The sequence below is a fragment of the Lentisphaera profundi genome, from assembly GCF_028728065.1.
Lineage (GTDB): Bacteria > Verrucomicrobiota > Lentisphaeria > Lentisphaerales > Lentisphaeraceae > Lentisphaera > Lentisphaera profundi.
In genome coordinates this window covers 1,661,666-1,676,335 of the sequence record NZ_CP117811.1, presented here as the reverse complement: position 1 = coordinate 1,676,335, position 14,670 = coordinate 1,661,666, and the positions used below count along the sequence as shown (strand labels likewise).

Genomic DNA, 14,670 nt, shown 5'->3' with positions numbered 1-14,670 from the left:
TATTTAATAGCGCTTACAAGCAAAGGCACAAATTGAATCCTGGGAAAGCTGAGCACCTGCTCGGCCTTAGCTCAAAACTATTAATCCGCAATGAATTAGAGTGAAAAAGTGTTAGCAGCTAATGCTGAAAGCATGAATGAATATAGCCCAATGGCGTAAGCCTTGGGAGTTATTATATCTAATGATCTTATGAATGCTGAAAGCATGGATTAGAGCATTTATCCCTTCCTGCAGAACTCTATTTTCGATTATTTCTCGGACCTAGCTCTCACGAATTAGGCTAAGTTAATGCGTGCTTTCAGCACTAAAAATATATACGATTACCCAGAATAGAGGGCATGATGCGACCCGTTCGATAGGGACGCTGTCCCGCTCGATCTCCCCCAGCAAGATACTGCCGTATGGGCAAATGCTTTTTATCCGCCTGTCTGGCAAGACCCTTGACCAGGCGATTAGGGGCTTTGCTCCTTGTAACGGGTAATCGTGTAAACTTTTATTACATCGCGATTTACATCTTTTTGAGAATAATTCCCTTGATGTTGCCCAAGTCGCCATGAGGGATATGCTTTGGTTTAAAGTGAACTCTTTGTGAGCCACGATTTGGGAAGTTTACTGAACCGAGTTTTACGGGAGTAAAATCAGTCCAGTCACTTGTGGCGACAATCGTACCTTTGAGTTGTTGGCTTCCTAGGTGTAGCTCAAATTTACTGCCAGCTTTATCGGCAGCACAAGCTTGGTAAATATAAACTTCGTATACCCCAGGATCTTTTATGTATGTATTCCAAGTAACTGATGTGTCGATATTGCGATAAAAGCCAATGTTACTACTACCTTCTTTTCGGGCGTTGATGCCGTGAATAAGAGCTCTATCCGTATTTAAAATAGCTTTTCCTCCTTCGACAACAATCGTTGATTCAAGAATGATAGCTTTAGATTCACCGACTAGAGCAGGGAGACCATTGGCACCTTGGTCACGATAGCTTGCCCTTATAACGTAAATTCCGTGAGAATTTTTTGCCTCGGAAGGCTTAGCCATGAAGCGGATTTTACCATTTTCACCCTTACTGATGAGTTTAGATTGTTTACCCATAGCCATGATAGCAGAAATCATTGATTTGAGTTGAATATCAGCAATATGGCTTTGAGGGGGCATGGGCATGTGACCCCAAACTCCATTGCCTCCCAGTTTGAGTTTTTTGAGTAGTGTTTCGCGATTTTTTGCATTATCCACATATTTTTTTGCGATGTCCGCATAAGAGGGGCCAATGGATTTCGCTTGGGATTGGTGACAGGCGAGACAATTATTTTTTTCAATGAGTTTAGTGCCTTGATGTAAGGCGTTCATTCCCTTTAAACGTGGGTCGGTATTATCTGACTGAGAAGCTTTTTTTGGAATGGAAGTATCGGGTCTATATTCAGCCGTGACATCTACCAAAGCCGGATCAATGACTCCATCTTCGGCATCGCTTGCGGTCAGGGTATACTCAAAAGTTTCACCCCAAATAAAAGCACTGGGCTTCGATTTGAAATCTAGGTGAATTTTTGGACGCTCATTGCCAGCAATTATCTTCATGCTTTGAGTCGAACTGCGTCCGGCAGTATCGCTAACGGTTAAGGAAGCTTGGTAAAGGCCTGTTTTTGTATAGGTGATTTGTGGGTTCTTTTGCTTGGATATGCGACCGTCGCCAAAACTCCAAGCATAGCTCAAGCTATCGCCATCTTTATCCATGGTTCCTTCGCTAGAGAAATGTATTCTTAATGGGATCTTACCATCATTTTTATCTGCTTGCATGACAAGGGTGGGACGACGATTAAATCCTTCAAAGGATATTTTTTGAAGTGTTCCATCGGAATTATTCCACCAGCCTGAACCGTAAGTTAATACATAGAGATCTCCTTTTGGACCTTGTTGGATATCGATGGGATGAATGAATTTATGTGACTCCATAAAGGGAGTTAATGATTTTATTTTTTTGTGCTCGTTAAATTTAACAAGTAGAATTTTGGAGCGACACCAATCATAGAAAAATAGGGTGTCATCAAAGTACGCGGGAAAGCTATTTATTCGCCCTTCTTGATGATAGACTGGTCCCGCCATAGCGTTGCGGCTACCATTGCCTAAATCAGGATGAGACTCCATTTTTTTATATGGGTAGTGAAGAATGGGAAAATTAACTTTTGGCAATGAACTTAAACCAGTGTTATTGGGAGAATCATTGATAAGTTTCTTTGAAAAACTTTGACCACTCTTAGCAGTAGAAAAATCAAGATCATTATAAGCTTGGTCTCCCACGAAATAGGGCCAACCAAAATAGGCCGCTTGGCTAGCTTGATTAAGTTCGTCGTAACCCATAGGACCGCGATGAGTTTTGTTACTTGCATCAGGGCCCACTTCTCCCCAATAAATCAGATTATTTTTCTTGTCTACAGACATTTTATAGGGGTTTCGGCAGCCTTTGATATAGATCTCTGGTCTAGTTTTAGCGGTGCCAGGAGTATATAAATTACCCTTTGGGATAGAATAGGAACCATCTAGATTTACAATAATCCTAAGAATGGATCCACGTAAGTCATTGCTATTTCCTGCCGAACGTTGGGCATCGTAATACTTATTTCCAGGCGTTTCGTTAATGGGTGAAGCTCCCTGGGAAGTAAAGGGATTAGTATTATCACCAGTAGTAATATAGAGCTCACGATTATTAGCGAATGCCAAGCTTCCTCCTTCGTGGCAAGTCTGATGAGTACGGTCGGTATCCACGTCGAGTATAGCGACTTCATCAATAAGTTTATCGTCTGAAAAGGTGAAGCGTGAGAGGCGATTACATGATTTATTTTTAGGTGAATAATAGATATAAATAAAATGATTATCCTGAAAATCAGGATCTAAACTTATGCCGAGCCCACCACATTCTTTGGCAATTAATTCAGCTGCTTTGGGAGCAATATCTTTGTGAATGGCATTTAATTGATGTATTTTTTCAATACGTCCAGATCGCTGTAGTTTGATAGCGCCTTTACGTTCGATAATAAAGATTTCGTCTTTGGCACTTACTGCTATTGCGATGGGATCTTGTAGACCTACAGCGAGTTCAGAAACCTCAAAGTTTTCATCATCTGGAAGAGTTTTTGTGTAATTAGGTTTAGAAGCTGTGCAAACGTAATTTATGCCTCCGAGAATGTGCTGGAGGAAAAGTTCCTCTTTGTACGATTCTTTAGTGTGCCCACCAGCAGTGTAAAACATGCGTCCTCCATCGTATTTTTGACACCAGGAGGAGGGATGAGACTTATTATTTTTTCCTCCAGTATATGTGGATTCGTCTAAAGTGAGAAGGACGGTAATATGAGGAGAGATATTTTTAAAATTATACCATTCATCTTTGCGAGTCCATTTTTGCGGGAGGAAATCAATGGCTTCATGTTCGCAATTACATTTTTCTTGGGTTGCATTTTGAACCTGAGGATGACTCGAAAATTGTGCACCAATGAGGCGCATGTACCAAGGCCAATCATATTCAGTATCACTTGCCGCATGTATACCGACAAAGCCACCGCCAGCTTGAATGAAACGTTGAAAAGCCAACTGCTGGTCATTATTGAGTATGTCTCCAGTCGTACTTAAAAAAATAATAGCGCGATATTGCTTTAAGTTTTTATCTGTAAAAACACTGCTGTCTTCACTATGATCTGTTAGGTAAGAATTGTTCTCAGTCATCGACTTCAGTGCCTTGACGCCATCCGCAATCGAGTCATGCCTAAAGCCTGCCGTTTTAGTGAAAATGAGTAGCTTATTATTGCTGGTTTCTGCAAAACTTAGTAACTGAAGAAAGCAAAAGAGAGAAATATAAATTCTGTACATAGAAAGCCTCTGTTGTTATTTAATATACTAGTATAGTACTAATTTATTAATATATCAAATCTATGCACATTAAAATAAATGGCTTGGATAAAGCAAGCAAGTATGAGCCTTGAGGAATTAGGGGGTGGATTTGCTGTGAGAAATTTTGGAAAAAAAAGGGGGTATGTGAAAGATAACAAGTCCAAGATTAGCTTGTTTTTAGCGTATGTTGGATCGAGCTTTTCGGCACTCTAAAGAGTGGACTACATGCCAATGCTTGGAGCCTTAAAAAGCCTTGGCCCTAATCTGGCCAAGGTTGATATTACTCAGTGTTTTTGCAAAAGGCTCTATTTAGCTAGAGATTCTTGTTTCCTTAAGAATTCGATACCATTACGGGCAATGTTTTGCGGACCTTCGTCATAGTTGAAAACTTCGATGGAAAGCCATTTGGAATAGTTTATTTTTTTGAGAGCTTTATAGATGGGCTCATAGTCGATTTTGCCTGTTCCAGGTCCGCGGAGATTGGGGTCGTTGGCGTGGAAATGTTCGAGGTATTCTGCGGAGTCGACAATGATGTCAGAAATAGCCTTGTCTTCATAAGACATGGCTTTGACATCGAGGTGAAGGCGGCAATTAGGTGAATTGATTTCCTTGATCATTTTGATGGTTTCTTCGGCCGAAGTAAAAAAGTTAGTTTCCACGTGGCCAAGAGGTTCAATGGCAATGATTCCGCCTTCTTTCTCTGCTTCTTTAGCCATGAGCGCAATACTATCACGAGCACGGTCCCAATAGTCTGAATAGGATTCACCTTCAGGAATATTGCGACTCATAGGTGAGCCGAAGACAAGGACGTCGCCTGCCATTGCAGCATTGAGTCGAACGAGGTGCTTGAGAAAGTCTGTAGTACGTTTGCGAACTTCGCAATCGGGGGTGGAGATGTGCAAGCCGACGGGCTTGGTGAGCAACCAGTGAAGTCCAACAACTTCGAGGTCGTGCTCTTTTGCGATCTTGGCAAAAGACTTAGCCTCTGCAATTGTGAGTTCTTCCGGCTTGTTTTTGAGTGTAAAAGGAGCTATTTCAACTCCTTGGTAACCATGAGAGGCTATATCCTTGCAAGTATCTTCAAAAGTCCAGTTTTGGTAAGTCTCGTTGCAGATAGCGTATTTCATTTTTGAGCCCATGACTTATAGATTTTATCAATGGCATTTTTTGTGTTGGGATTTTTATGAAAGGCAAAACGATAATGAAACGTCATTTGCTGACCTTTTTTAAGTGTGTGAGCACCATTCTTGGACCTATCTCTTGTATAAGATCTTGCCCCAAAAGGATTGGCAGAGCAGAGTCCGTAATCACGAGCGTGCCAATGAGTAGGTGAACGGAAGTTTTTGGAACTTTCCATGATGCTAATCACTGCGCCAGAAGTGTTGGCATAGCTTACCCAAAGAGCTTGTTTGCCCCAGACGTCTTTTCCTTGGATAGCATTGCTATTAATAACTGTAGCTTTCTGATCTTTAACGCGGAAGGAGGGATCCATGCGGATCGCCATCATGCCTTCTTTTGTATCACCAAAATCAAGATCGATGGTATCGGCAATGAGAGTCACTTTATAATCGATGTAACGACTTTGAGAATCTGCGGAGAAAGTGATTTCTGTGATATCGCTCAGGAGCTTTTTATCCTTATGAATCCATTGATTATGTGCGAGAATTTTATTGCCTTGCGTTTGTAGATCTACGGTTTTGATTTGCTGAGTTTTTCCATGTTTGGTATTCCAAAAGTCCACCCCATTGATCTTACCGAAAGTGAAGTAAATACCCGTATGCCAAGGGTGATCAGAACTTTCGCCCTTAACGCCATTTTTAAAGGGATAATGACGTGTCATATTTTCTTGGTCAATACCATTGATGGGGTAGAGGCAAGGTTTATTTGGCCCCTGAATAAATTCAGTGAAGAGCTTGCCATCAACTGTTACCGTTACTTTATCATTAGCTTTAGAAAGTTTAACTGAGGCGGGTTTAAGTGGGGCTGGTGCAGCTTTAGCTTTCACTTCATTAACAATGGTTCCGGGCTGTAATTTGTTGATGGTGTAAACGATTGTTTTTTGATCGAGACCTTCTGCGAGTTCACCACGTAAATCTAATTGGAAAAGTCTTCCAGTTCTTAAACCCTCGATTTCAATGAGAACGCTTTTGTTATCAGAACTAGGAGTGGATTTGAGTACTTTCAAGTTTTTCCTATCTGCAGGCTTTGAACCATATCGATGACTGGAAGGGTAATGATAGGACTGGAAGGAATAGTTTGCTAGTTTGGCTAATTCACCTTTACTTTTTTCTTGGGTGAAGGTAATGAGGAAGCCTTCTTTTGTAAGTTGCATGTTGAGGATAGAGTTAGGCGCTTCACCATTAAAAGAAATACGCTGAATACCCTCGGATGGTTTTCCCCAACCACGCAGGGTTTGGCCAACATAGAGTTCATCGCCTTTTGGATTGAAGACTAAGCGGTTGTTACCTGTTTTGAGTTTCTTTTCAGCAAATTTAATACAAGCACCCTGAGTGATGCCGTCGACTTCCTCAAACATGAGACGAACGAGGCGTGGACCAGCGATGTCACTTACAAAGGCCTGGCCTTTATAGGGTCCAAATGCTCCCTTGGTATCAAAGACTATTTCTCCGGGAGAACTGCACATCATACCATGAGGAAGTTCGATAGCTGCGGGGGTGCGATCTTTTTCGTATTGCTTCATGTCATTGATGTAGTAGAAGAGGGGATTATTCGATACTTCTTTAGTGAATTTATCATCCCAAACAAGAGCAGATGGATGACCATAAAATTTATCTTTTTGGATGTGATAAATGGGTGAAGTTCCACGCCAGTCACCCTGATTATCTCCAGCAAATATTTTACCGTCGGAGCTCATGCCCATACCATTATGCATACGAAACCCTTTGGCAAAGGGAGTCATCTTGCCTTTGGCGTCAATATGCATGATCCAGCCCTTCCATTTTACTGCGGCGAAATTGCGTCCACGTCGGCCATTGTGTTTATACTCACCCTGAGTGTGGTAGAAAGTAGGTCCATTGTGTGAGGCTGTTCCAACAGCAATATACCAGCCATCTTTACCATCAGGAAGGATGTAGTTCGTCTCGTGATAGTTGCCACTGAGACCAAATTCATTGGAAATTGTTTCGTAGGAGTCGGCAATGCCATCTTTGTCGGTATCGGAAACTTTTGTGAGTTCGGCCATTTGAGAAACAAACATTTCTGAATCTGAAATGACTTGAACGCCACAGGGATTGTGGAGTGAATCATCTGAAAAACTGCGCCATTGGAAGCCATTGGGATCTTTTGCGGTTTTCGCAATCTGAATACCTGAGCGACGAGTGACGACGACGAGTTCACCTGATGGATTGAAGGCTAGGCCACCGATCTCCGGAGCTATTTCCAATGGAGTTGTTATGTTGTCGACTTTGTAGCTTTCAGCCAGAAGGCTAGTGGAAAGAGCAAAGACAGAGAGTAAGAATTTTTTCATTATTTAGCTCCTTTAATAATAAGACTGAAAGCTTTGGCCTCGGAGGGGCTTAAACTTTGTCCAGATTTTGAAGTCATACCTTTTGGTAGATTAAGCTTAATGGCGTCTTTGGAATCTGTGCGATATTCGCAAATGGCTTCACCTAGGTTTTTACCAGGTGTGATTTTAAGACTGATATTTAGACCTCCAGCCTTATAGAGCATGATAGGTATCCCATTTTCTTTGCGGTAGCCCTTAAATTGAACTTTACCCGGAAAAAGGTGTGCTCCACTAGTTTTAAAGTTAATGTCCCCCATTATATTAGGGATATAACTTTTACGACTACGATTACCACCAGTACCTTTACCCCAGTAGTTAGTCATATCAAGAAAATCACCTGACCAAGTGTAGAGCAAGCGACACTCCAAAGTATCGAAGGTGTAGGAAAGTTTTGGGCCAAAGTTGACTGTAATTGTGGAAGGGAGGCCAGGAATAGGTTTTTGTACTTTTTTGGGATCTTCTTTACCACTACGAGGACTATATTTATTAACATCTCCGCCTTTACCATGGTTAGGGAAAATATCATCACTTAGGCCGTTTACGGGCATGTAAGTGCGAATGAGGTAAGGTTTCTCCAGAGTGCCCTTTGGATAGGAGCTCACGGTTGTTTTTACGGCAACAAAGCCATTCTTCAGGTTTTTGCCCATGATGGATTTTACATAATCTGCTGCGTCAGAAATCTGCTGATCATTAAGGATAGTGGCCCAGGCAGGCATAGCTTTAGCAAGTACGCCTTCTTTGATGACTTTTTCGATTTCTGCTTTTGAGCTGCCGTGAAGAATCTCTTTGTCAGTTAAGTTTGGTCCAACGAGTCCTTGACCTTTATCTCCATGGCAGTTGGCGCAAAATTGTGTGAATACTTGTTGGCCCTTTTTGATATCTGCAAAAGTACCGATTGAAAGCAAGAGTAGCATGCTCAGTGATAGTTTTTTCATTTTTTCTTCCATTGAATTAAGATTGATTAACTATGGATGATAAAATAATTGAATACACGGATCATTATACGAAAAAAAAGTTAAAAATGCGCAATTTAGTTGTATTTTAAAGTAATTACGCATTATTTAGACTAAGTAAAAAAGGATTACTGATGTCGCAAATTAAAAATATTGCCTTGGCGTTTCCTCTTGGAGTGGATCATTTGGCTCAAGTTGCTTTTGGGGTTCGGAGTTTTGTAGCCAGTTATAACTGGCAATTTCTAACCAATCCAGAAAGGCACCGTTTAGAGATTCGCGATCTAAAGAACTGGAAAGGCGATGGGATCATAGCTCAGATCAATAGCGAAGAAGAAGCTGAGCATATTTTAAAACTGGGAATTTCCTGTATAAATATTTCTGGAGTATTAAGCGACAGTCCTGTGCCACGAGTAAGAGCGGATTATTATGGCATGGGAAAGAATGCGGCGGAATATTTTTTAAAGAAGGGACATAAAGAGTTTGCTTATTATGGTATTCAAAATGTTTGGTATTCAAAAGAAACGCAAAGAGGCTTTGAAGAGACACTTTCTAAATATGGTTATGTTTTAAAGACTTATGAAGCTCCATCAGGAATGAATTTAGAATGGTTTAAAGAAAATGAAAAACTGCATAAATTTCTCTCTTCCTTAGCAAAGAAAACAGCTTTACTAGCAGCGCATGACCCTCGCGCGGTAGAAGTTCAACAAGCTTGTATTCAATTAGCTATTCAGGTTCCTGAGGATTTGTCCATTATGGGGATTAATGATGATGCCGTTCAGTGTGAACTGAGTAGTCCGCCTTTAAGTAGTATTCAAAGAAATAGTCGTCATTTAGGTTTGATCGTTGCGCAGCAATTAGATGGTCTAATAAAGGGTGAAGACCAAGAAACAACAGATATTATAGTTCCATGTGGAGAGGTCTTTGAAAGAGATTCCACAGCTATTATTACGCTGTATAACCCTGAAATAGCAGAAGTTGTTGAATACATTCGTCTCAATGCTTTACAACAAATTAACGTTGAAGCGGCGGCAGGTCATATAGGGCGATCTAGACGTTGGTTAGAGTACCATTTTAAAGATGAGTTAAAACAAACACCACTTGAATTCATAGCTCGCATCAGAGCCGAAAAAGCTATGGAGTTATTACAATCTGATTCATCTATTCGCATCACTGAAGCCGCTTTTAAACTTGGATTTTCTTCATCCAACCAACTGAATAAATACCTCATGCGTTTTTATGGAAAAAATGCAAAAGCGATACGGTCAATGCAATAATTTAACTTGATTTTTTTGGCTGCTTATTAATCTAAGGTTTATATAGTGAGTAGGGAATCAATGGGTTTACCGCGATGAGCGACCTGGAAGGGGCGCTTAGAAGGGCTGAATACTTTTTGTTGCCAAGGCATGCCAAGAGCTTTTGCGATGGTCGCATTGAAGTCAGGAATCTTCACAGGATCTTTCGCTACACTTGTGCCATCAGGCGTAGTCATGCCGTATTTTTGACCACCACGTACAGGTCCACCAGCTAAGACACATGAAAAAGCTTTTGGGTAGTGATCTCGACCATCATTAACATTAATGATAGGAGTACGACCAAACTCTGTCGCTAATACGACTAAAGTGTCTTTTAGTTGGCCACTTTCAGCTAAGTCGCTTAGTAGTGCACTCATAGCTTGGTCTAGACTTTGAGTTTGTACTGCGACTCGTTCAAAGTTGTTATTGTGAGTGTCCCAGCCACCGAGAGAAACTTCTACGGTACGAACGCCTTTATCTACTAATCTTTTTGCTAAAAGGCACCCTTGGCCAAAATTATTTTTTCCATAAAGTTCCATCTTGTTATCGCTGACGTCAGAAAGATCAAAAGCCTTTAAATCGGGACTATTCATAAGTTCTTTGGCTTCGACGTAAGTTGAGCTAGCAGATTTCGTGGTGTCGAGATTATATTTTTCGAGGAACTTACTATCAAGCTTATCGCTTAACTGACTTAAGCGGTGAAATTCTTGATCTTGGAAGTAGGGGTTTTTGGAATTCTTTAAACCTTCATTTGGGTTGCTGATAGAAAGTGGAGCATACTCAGGTTCAAAGAAGCCGCGATTCCCAAAAGTCCGGCTATTGCCACCAACAAATATGGAGCCTGGTAAGCTTTTGTTTACTTTACCATGAAATTTTTGAAACCAAGCACCTATGCCCGGATGCTGAATAGTTGAACGCATTTCATAACTAGTATGCATCATATAATTGCCCTGTTGGTGTGCACCAGCAGTTGAGGTCATGGAATTTACAATGGCAAGTTTATCAGTGTGTTCGGCGAGGAGAGGGAGGAACTCAGAAAGTTCCACGCCTTTTGCGCGAGTTTTAATGGCTTTTACAGGGCCTTGGTTTTTGTGATTACCTTTATGGTCAAAAGTATCCATGTGCGACATGCCACCACCCATGTAGAGATAAATGAGATGTTTTGCCGCACCAGGAGTTTGTTTAAAGTCGAGAGAAGAGGCGAAGGAGTTGTTAGAAAGGTTAAAGCCTAGGATACTTGCCCCAGTAGTTTTAATAAATTTACGTCTATTCATATTTGACTCCTTATTGAATGAAAGTGAATTGTTTAGAGTTTAAGAGTGCCCATAGAATATTACTGGTCGCTTTACTCTTACTAGTTTTACTTTCTTGAGCTAGAACTGCCCATTCATCACTTGTGGGTTTACGGCTATAGAAGGCTTGGTAAATAATTTCGAAGCTTTCCGGGGAACTTTTACTAGCGTGTAATTTTTGGCCTAGTAGTGAGTGGGGGTTGCTGAGGATTTTAAACATTTTTCCATTCATTAAATTGAGAGCCTGTGTAATAGATGGAGAAGAGTTGGCATTCTGAATACTCAGGCGGTCAGATTGACCAAAATCACGTAGGAAGTGTCCACGAGGTGAAGGGGAGGATAATTCAGAGGCACGATAAAAATTACTGACCATTTTTTTAAATGTGGAGAACTGTTTTTTTTCTTCTTTTTGCTGAGATTTACTCATGTTGGGATCTGTTTTAGCGGAGGTGATTTGTATTTGGTTAGCGACTTTTTTAGCTTTGTAATTCATGCTCTGCATCATATTCATATCCATGGCCCCACTACTGGTCACGCTTAAGGTTTTTTGAGTTTTCAAGGAAATGCTGTTGGTGATTTCTTTAAGTTCTTTACTGTACTTTTTCATGGTGGTGATATCTTGATCTTTACGCGCTTGAAGAGCTAGCTTCCTTAGACGGTTTATTTCGGGTTGTTGCTTAGCTGTATACTCAGCAATCGACATGATTTTTGAAACAAAAAGATCTGTATCCATATTCGATATATGATCAAACTTATTGCGGATACTTTTCACTAAAGCTTCATCAGTTTTTGAGCTATATTTGTAAAGGTCTGGGTTTTCAATTGAGAGAGTCACGAGTGAATCCCAAAGTTGTTCAGCACTCATTCGGCGTAAAACAGGGCCTTTGAAGTCGTAGGGGTCTTTGGTGTTAATTTGAACGGGACTTACCTGAGCTTGGTAAGCATCGGTATTGTAGATGATATACTGGAAAGCTTTGAGGTTATAATCTAAATCAAGCATTAATTTTTCGAGATAATCGACCATTTCTTTATTTCGTATATTGGTAAAATCATTTATTTCGTCGACGGGAGAAAAAACCGCAACGCCAAAAGCTTTTTCCCACATACGGTTGGCAATGACTCTGGTGAAAGTCGGATTTTCTGGTGAAGTTAACCATTTAGCAAAAGCTTCTCTTCTGGTTTCACCTTCTTTGATAGTGATTTTATTGCCAAACATAGAGGAGGGTTGAACCGCATCTTTGGGTTTGGCATCATCATATTTATAATCGTGGGGGAGTTGTAAGGTTTTTTCATTAAACTGTAGTGAAGTATTACGCATTTTTCCAAATAAGGAGTCTATGGTATCTTTACTTGAGCTCTGTATGATGCGCGTGTCTTTTACGGCTTCCATACCTTTGCGAGCGAGTTTAATATATTGCTCTTTAGAGAGGCCACTGCGTTTTATTTCTTTCTCGCTTCTTGGGTTTTTTAAGAATTTATCTAACTGTTGTTCATTAGTGACGGAGCGTATGAATTTATTGCCAGTGGCTTGTGTGAACTTCTTTTTATTCATTTGACTGATATGTTTTTTTAGGCTGGTCAAATTTGATGATTTTTGATTTGGAAAAGCGCCACCTTTATAGCCATATGTGAAAGCGGCAGTCTGATAAAAGTCCATTTGTGTCCAGTCATCAAAAGGGTGATCATGGCATTGGGCACATTCAATTCGTGTGCCGAGAAAAACTCGAATGGTATTGGCAGTATTATCTAGGGGCATTCCTGAGTCACGTAAATAGTATGAGGCTGCACCATTTTCCCATACAGGGCCATCACTTGATAATAATTGATAAACCATATCGTCATAGCGCATATTTTGACGCAGGGCTTTTTTGATCCATTCACTATAAGCGGCGGTCATGACCGTCAAATTGCCTCCGCCATCCTTGGTGATGCGCAGTATATCGGCCCAGAAGTTGAAGTTGTTAGATACGTAAGCTTCTGACATCAGTAAATTCTTGATGAGGGATGAGCGCTTATTGGTATTTTTATCTGCAATGAAAGCTGAACTTTCTTCAATAGAAGGAATACGTCCAATTATGTCGAGGTAGATCCTTCGTACAAAAGTGGAATCACTAGATTTTTTATTTAAGCTACCTTCTAATTGAGAGCTAATCAAACTATTTATTTTAGCCACAGCTTCATCGGGATGAGGCGCAGAATGTATATATGTAGTAAAAAGCAGTAAAGTTAGAATGAGTTTCATAAATCAAAGTCTCCGTTTGAAGAGTTTACGTAGACCTTATGTGTCATCTTACAGTTGTTTCTTAAATGCTGATTTTTTTATGGAAAATCTTTGGATGCAATGAGTTTTTAGTTCACTAGCGATAGCTTAAGTATATAAGCTATCGCACTTAATGATTTTGACAGTTATTTTTTGATGACGTTATTAAAAGGTCTGATGTCTATTTTTAAATTTTTAGACATGCCGGATAAATTTCCGCTTGCAGCTAAAAATATAGTAAAGTATTCTCTTTGTATGTAAGGACGGATCTTTTGAAAGAATGGATCTGTGGGTGAGCTATAGAGTTCTACTGAATCGACTTTGTAATTGAGATTGCTTCTATTCGCCGGGCGAATTTCGGTTAGATAAGTACCTTTAAGTACTATTTTTAAGTTTGGGTTTTCGTCAAAGGTAATTAAAGCTTCAGATGATTTTAAGAGTTCATGCTGCTTGCCCATGGTAAGAGTGATGTTCTTTTTGAGCTCAGGAGTCAGGGTGAGTGTTCCTTTGAATACTTTGTTTGGTTTTACTGCCGCTAGAACATTGGTTTTTTGTTTTTTAGCAATGAGAAAGTTTTGCATGAATGTGTCGATGGCAATGTCAGCTTCTTGCGAGCCTACTAAGAGGTAGGACTTAGTAAATTTTTCTTTAAGTTTACCTTGGATGATGTGTCCTCGTTCAAGCTTGTGGTCTTTGAAAACCATTTTTTCGCCACTTTTTCTGTAGATTAGAGATCCTTGGATAGCGGTAGTTTCATCTTTCACCGCTACTTTTTTGTAGAAAGTATATGGACTTTTTTTCAATTGAGCAAATTCATTTGTCCAATTTTTTTCTTTAAGGATTTGGGTGAATGAAACTGATTTATCGACGTTGTAGTAATCATCATTATAACTCACTTCTGTGAGGTATTGGATCTGAAGATATTTACCATATTTTTCATTCTCAAGTTCTTCAGAAGTGAATTCAAATTTACCCGGGCTTACAATGACGGGCATTTGAGATGAAATATACTTTATGGCTTCGTCTTGATTGAATAAGTTTTTTTCAGTCGTTTCATTAACTGCTTCAGAAGTAGCAGATCCAGTGGTCTGCTTGACTTTATCTTTTAATTTTTGAACTTGTTCGGAATCACAGCTGCAAAAGGATAAAAGTAAAATAAGGACTAAGGATGTTTGGAGTTTCACGTCGGTACCTGGGGTTTCATGTTTAGATATGTAATCAATTTAGTGCGCCAAAATTAAAATCACAATAAAAGTACTAGCCCTAAAAGGGTAAACTATTTGAATTATTGATTAAAAAAGAGCAATCATATATATACATTGCTGTATTTTATTTGAGTTATCTTAATTTAGGAGCCCTGATAAAAGTGAATTACTGTAGGGTTTTTGGATAAAAGTCGGAATTTTTTATTAAAATGCAGAATAAAATCTTATTTAGACTTAGCTCTTGGTGAGAGTGACTATAGAAATA

General features: G+C 39.9%; 8 protein-coding genes. 1 reads left to right on the top strand and 7 read right to left on the bottom strand.

Going from position 1 to position 14,670, the window contains the following annotated elements:
- Nucleotides 1-508: 508 nt before the first annotated feature.
- The 4 genes from PQO03_RS06580 to PQO03_RS06565 all read right to left on the bottom strand — a co-directional run bounded on the left by PQO03_RS06580 (nucleotide 509) and on the right by PQO03_RS06565 (nucleotide 8,338).
- The gene (locus PQO03_RS06580) at nucleotides 509-3,856 is read right to left on the bottom strand and encodes a ThuA domain-containing protein (RefSeq protein WP_274148887.1); all 3,348 of its coding nucleotides are present in this window, start codon (nucleotides 3,854-3,856) and stop codon (nucleotides 509-511) included.
- 326 nt (nucleotides 3,857-4,182) lie between these two features.
- Complete coding sequence (locus PQO03_RS06575; protein WP_274148885.1) at nucleotides 4,183-5,004, bottom strand: sugar phosphate isomerase/epimerase family protein; 822 nt, start codon at nucleotides 5,002-5,004, stop codon at nucleotides 4,183-4,185.
- On the bottom strand, nucleotides 5,001-7,364 hold the full coding sequence (locus PQO03_RS06570) for a DUF6807 domain-containing protein (protein WP_274148883.1): 2,364 nt from the start codon (nucleotides 7,362-7,364) through the stop codon (nucleotides 5,001-5,003). Before PQO03_RS06570 ends, PQO03_RS06575 begins: the two co-directional genes overlap by 4 nt.
- Nucleotides 7,364-8,338, bottom strand: coding sequence for a c-type cytochrome (locus PQO03_RS06565; protein WP_274148882.1), 975 nt, complete (start codon nucleotides 8,336-8,338; stop codon nucleotides 7,364-7,366). Before PQO03_RS06565 ends, PQO03_RS06570 begins: the two co-directional genes overlap by 1 nt.
- Nucleotides 8,339-8,490: 152 nt before the next feature.
- On the opposite strand from PQO03_RS06565, the gene PQO03_RS06560 reads away from it, so the two are divergent.
- A complete protein-coding gene (locus tag PQO03_RS06560) occupies nucleotides 8,491-9,630 on the top strand; it encodes a substrate-binding domain-containing protein (RefSeq protein WP_274148880.1) in 1,140 nt (379 codons plus the stop codon).
- Nucleotides 9,631-9,668: 38 nt separating this feature from the next.
- On the opposite strand, the gene PQO03_RS06555 is transcribed toward PQO03_RS06560, so the two are convergent.
- The 3 genes from PQO03_RS06555 to PQO03_RS06545 form a co-directional block, all read right to left on the bottom strand.
- Nucleotides 9,669-10,922 (bottom strand): DUF1501 domain-containing protein, encoded by a 1,254-nt coding sequence (locus PQO03_RS06555; protein WP_274148878.1) that lies wholly within the window; start codon nucleotides 10,920-10,922, stop codon nucleotides 9,669-9,671.
- Between the two features lie 10 nt (nucleotides 10,923-10,932).
- Nucleotides 10,933-13,182 carry a DUF1549 domain-containing protein gene (locus tag PQO03_RS06550; RefSeq protein WP_274148876.1) on the bottom strand — a complete coding sequence of 750 codons (2,250 nt, stop codon included), beginning with the start codon at nucleotides 13,180-13,182 and terminating at the stop codon, nucleotides 10,933-10,935.
- 164 nt (nucleotides 13,183-13,346) lie between these two features.
- On the bottom strand, nucleotides 13,347-14,384 hold the full coding sequence (locus tag PQO03_RS06545) for a hypothetical protein (protein WP_274148874.1): 1,038 nt from the start codon (nucleotides 14,382-14,384) through the stop codon (nucleotides 13,347-13,349).
- Nucleotides 14,385-14,670: the final 286 nt, after the last annotated feature.

What these genes read in the sequence shown, in the direction of transcription:
- PQO03_RS06580 (WP_274148887.1), bottom strand. Translation starts at nt 3,856, where the DNA reads ATGTACAGAATTTATATTTCTCTCTTTTGCTTTCTTCAGTTACTAAGT.
- PQO03_RS06575 (WP_274148885.1), bottom strand. Translation starts at nt 5,004, where the DNA reads ATGAAATACGCTATCTGCAACGAGACTTACCAAAACTGGACTTTTGAA.
- PQO03_RS06570 (WP_274148883.1), bottom strand. Translation starts at nt 7,364, where the DNA reads ATGAAAAAATTCTTACTCTCTGTCTTTGCTCTTTCCACTAGCCTTCTG.
- PQO03_RS06565 (WP_274148882.1), bottom strand. Translation starts at nt 8,338, where the DNA reads ATGAAAAAACTATCACTGAGCATGCTACTCTTGCTTTCAATCGGTACT.
- PQO03_RS06560 (WP_274148880.1), top strand. Translation starts at nt 8,491, where the DNA reads ATGTCGCAAATTAAAAATATTGCCTTGGCGTTTCCTCTTGGAGTGGAT.
- PQO03_RS06555 (WP_274148878.1), bottom strand. Translation starts at nt 10,922, where the DNA reads ATGAATAGACGTAAATTTATTAAAACTACTGGGGCAAGTATCCTAGGC.
- PQO03_RS06550 (WP_274148876.1), bottom strand. Translation starts at nt 13,182, where the DNA reads ATGAAACTCATTCTAACTTTACTGCTTTTTACTACATATATACATTCT.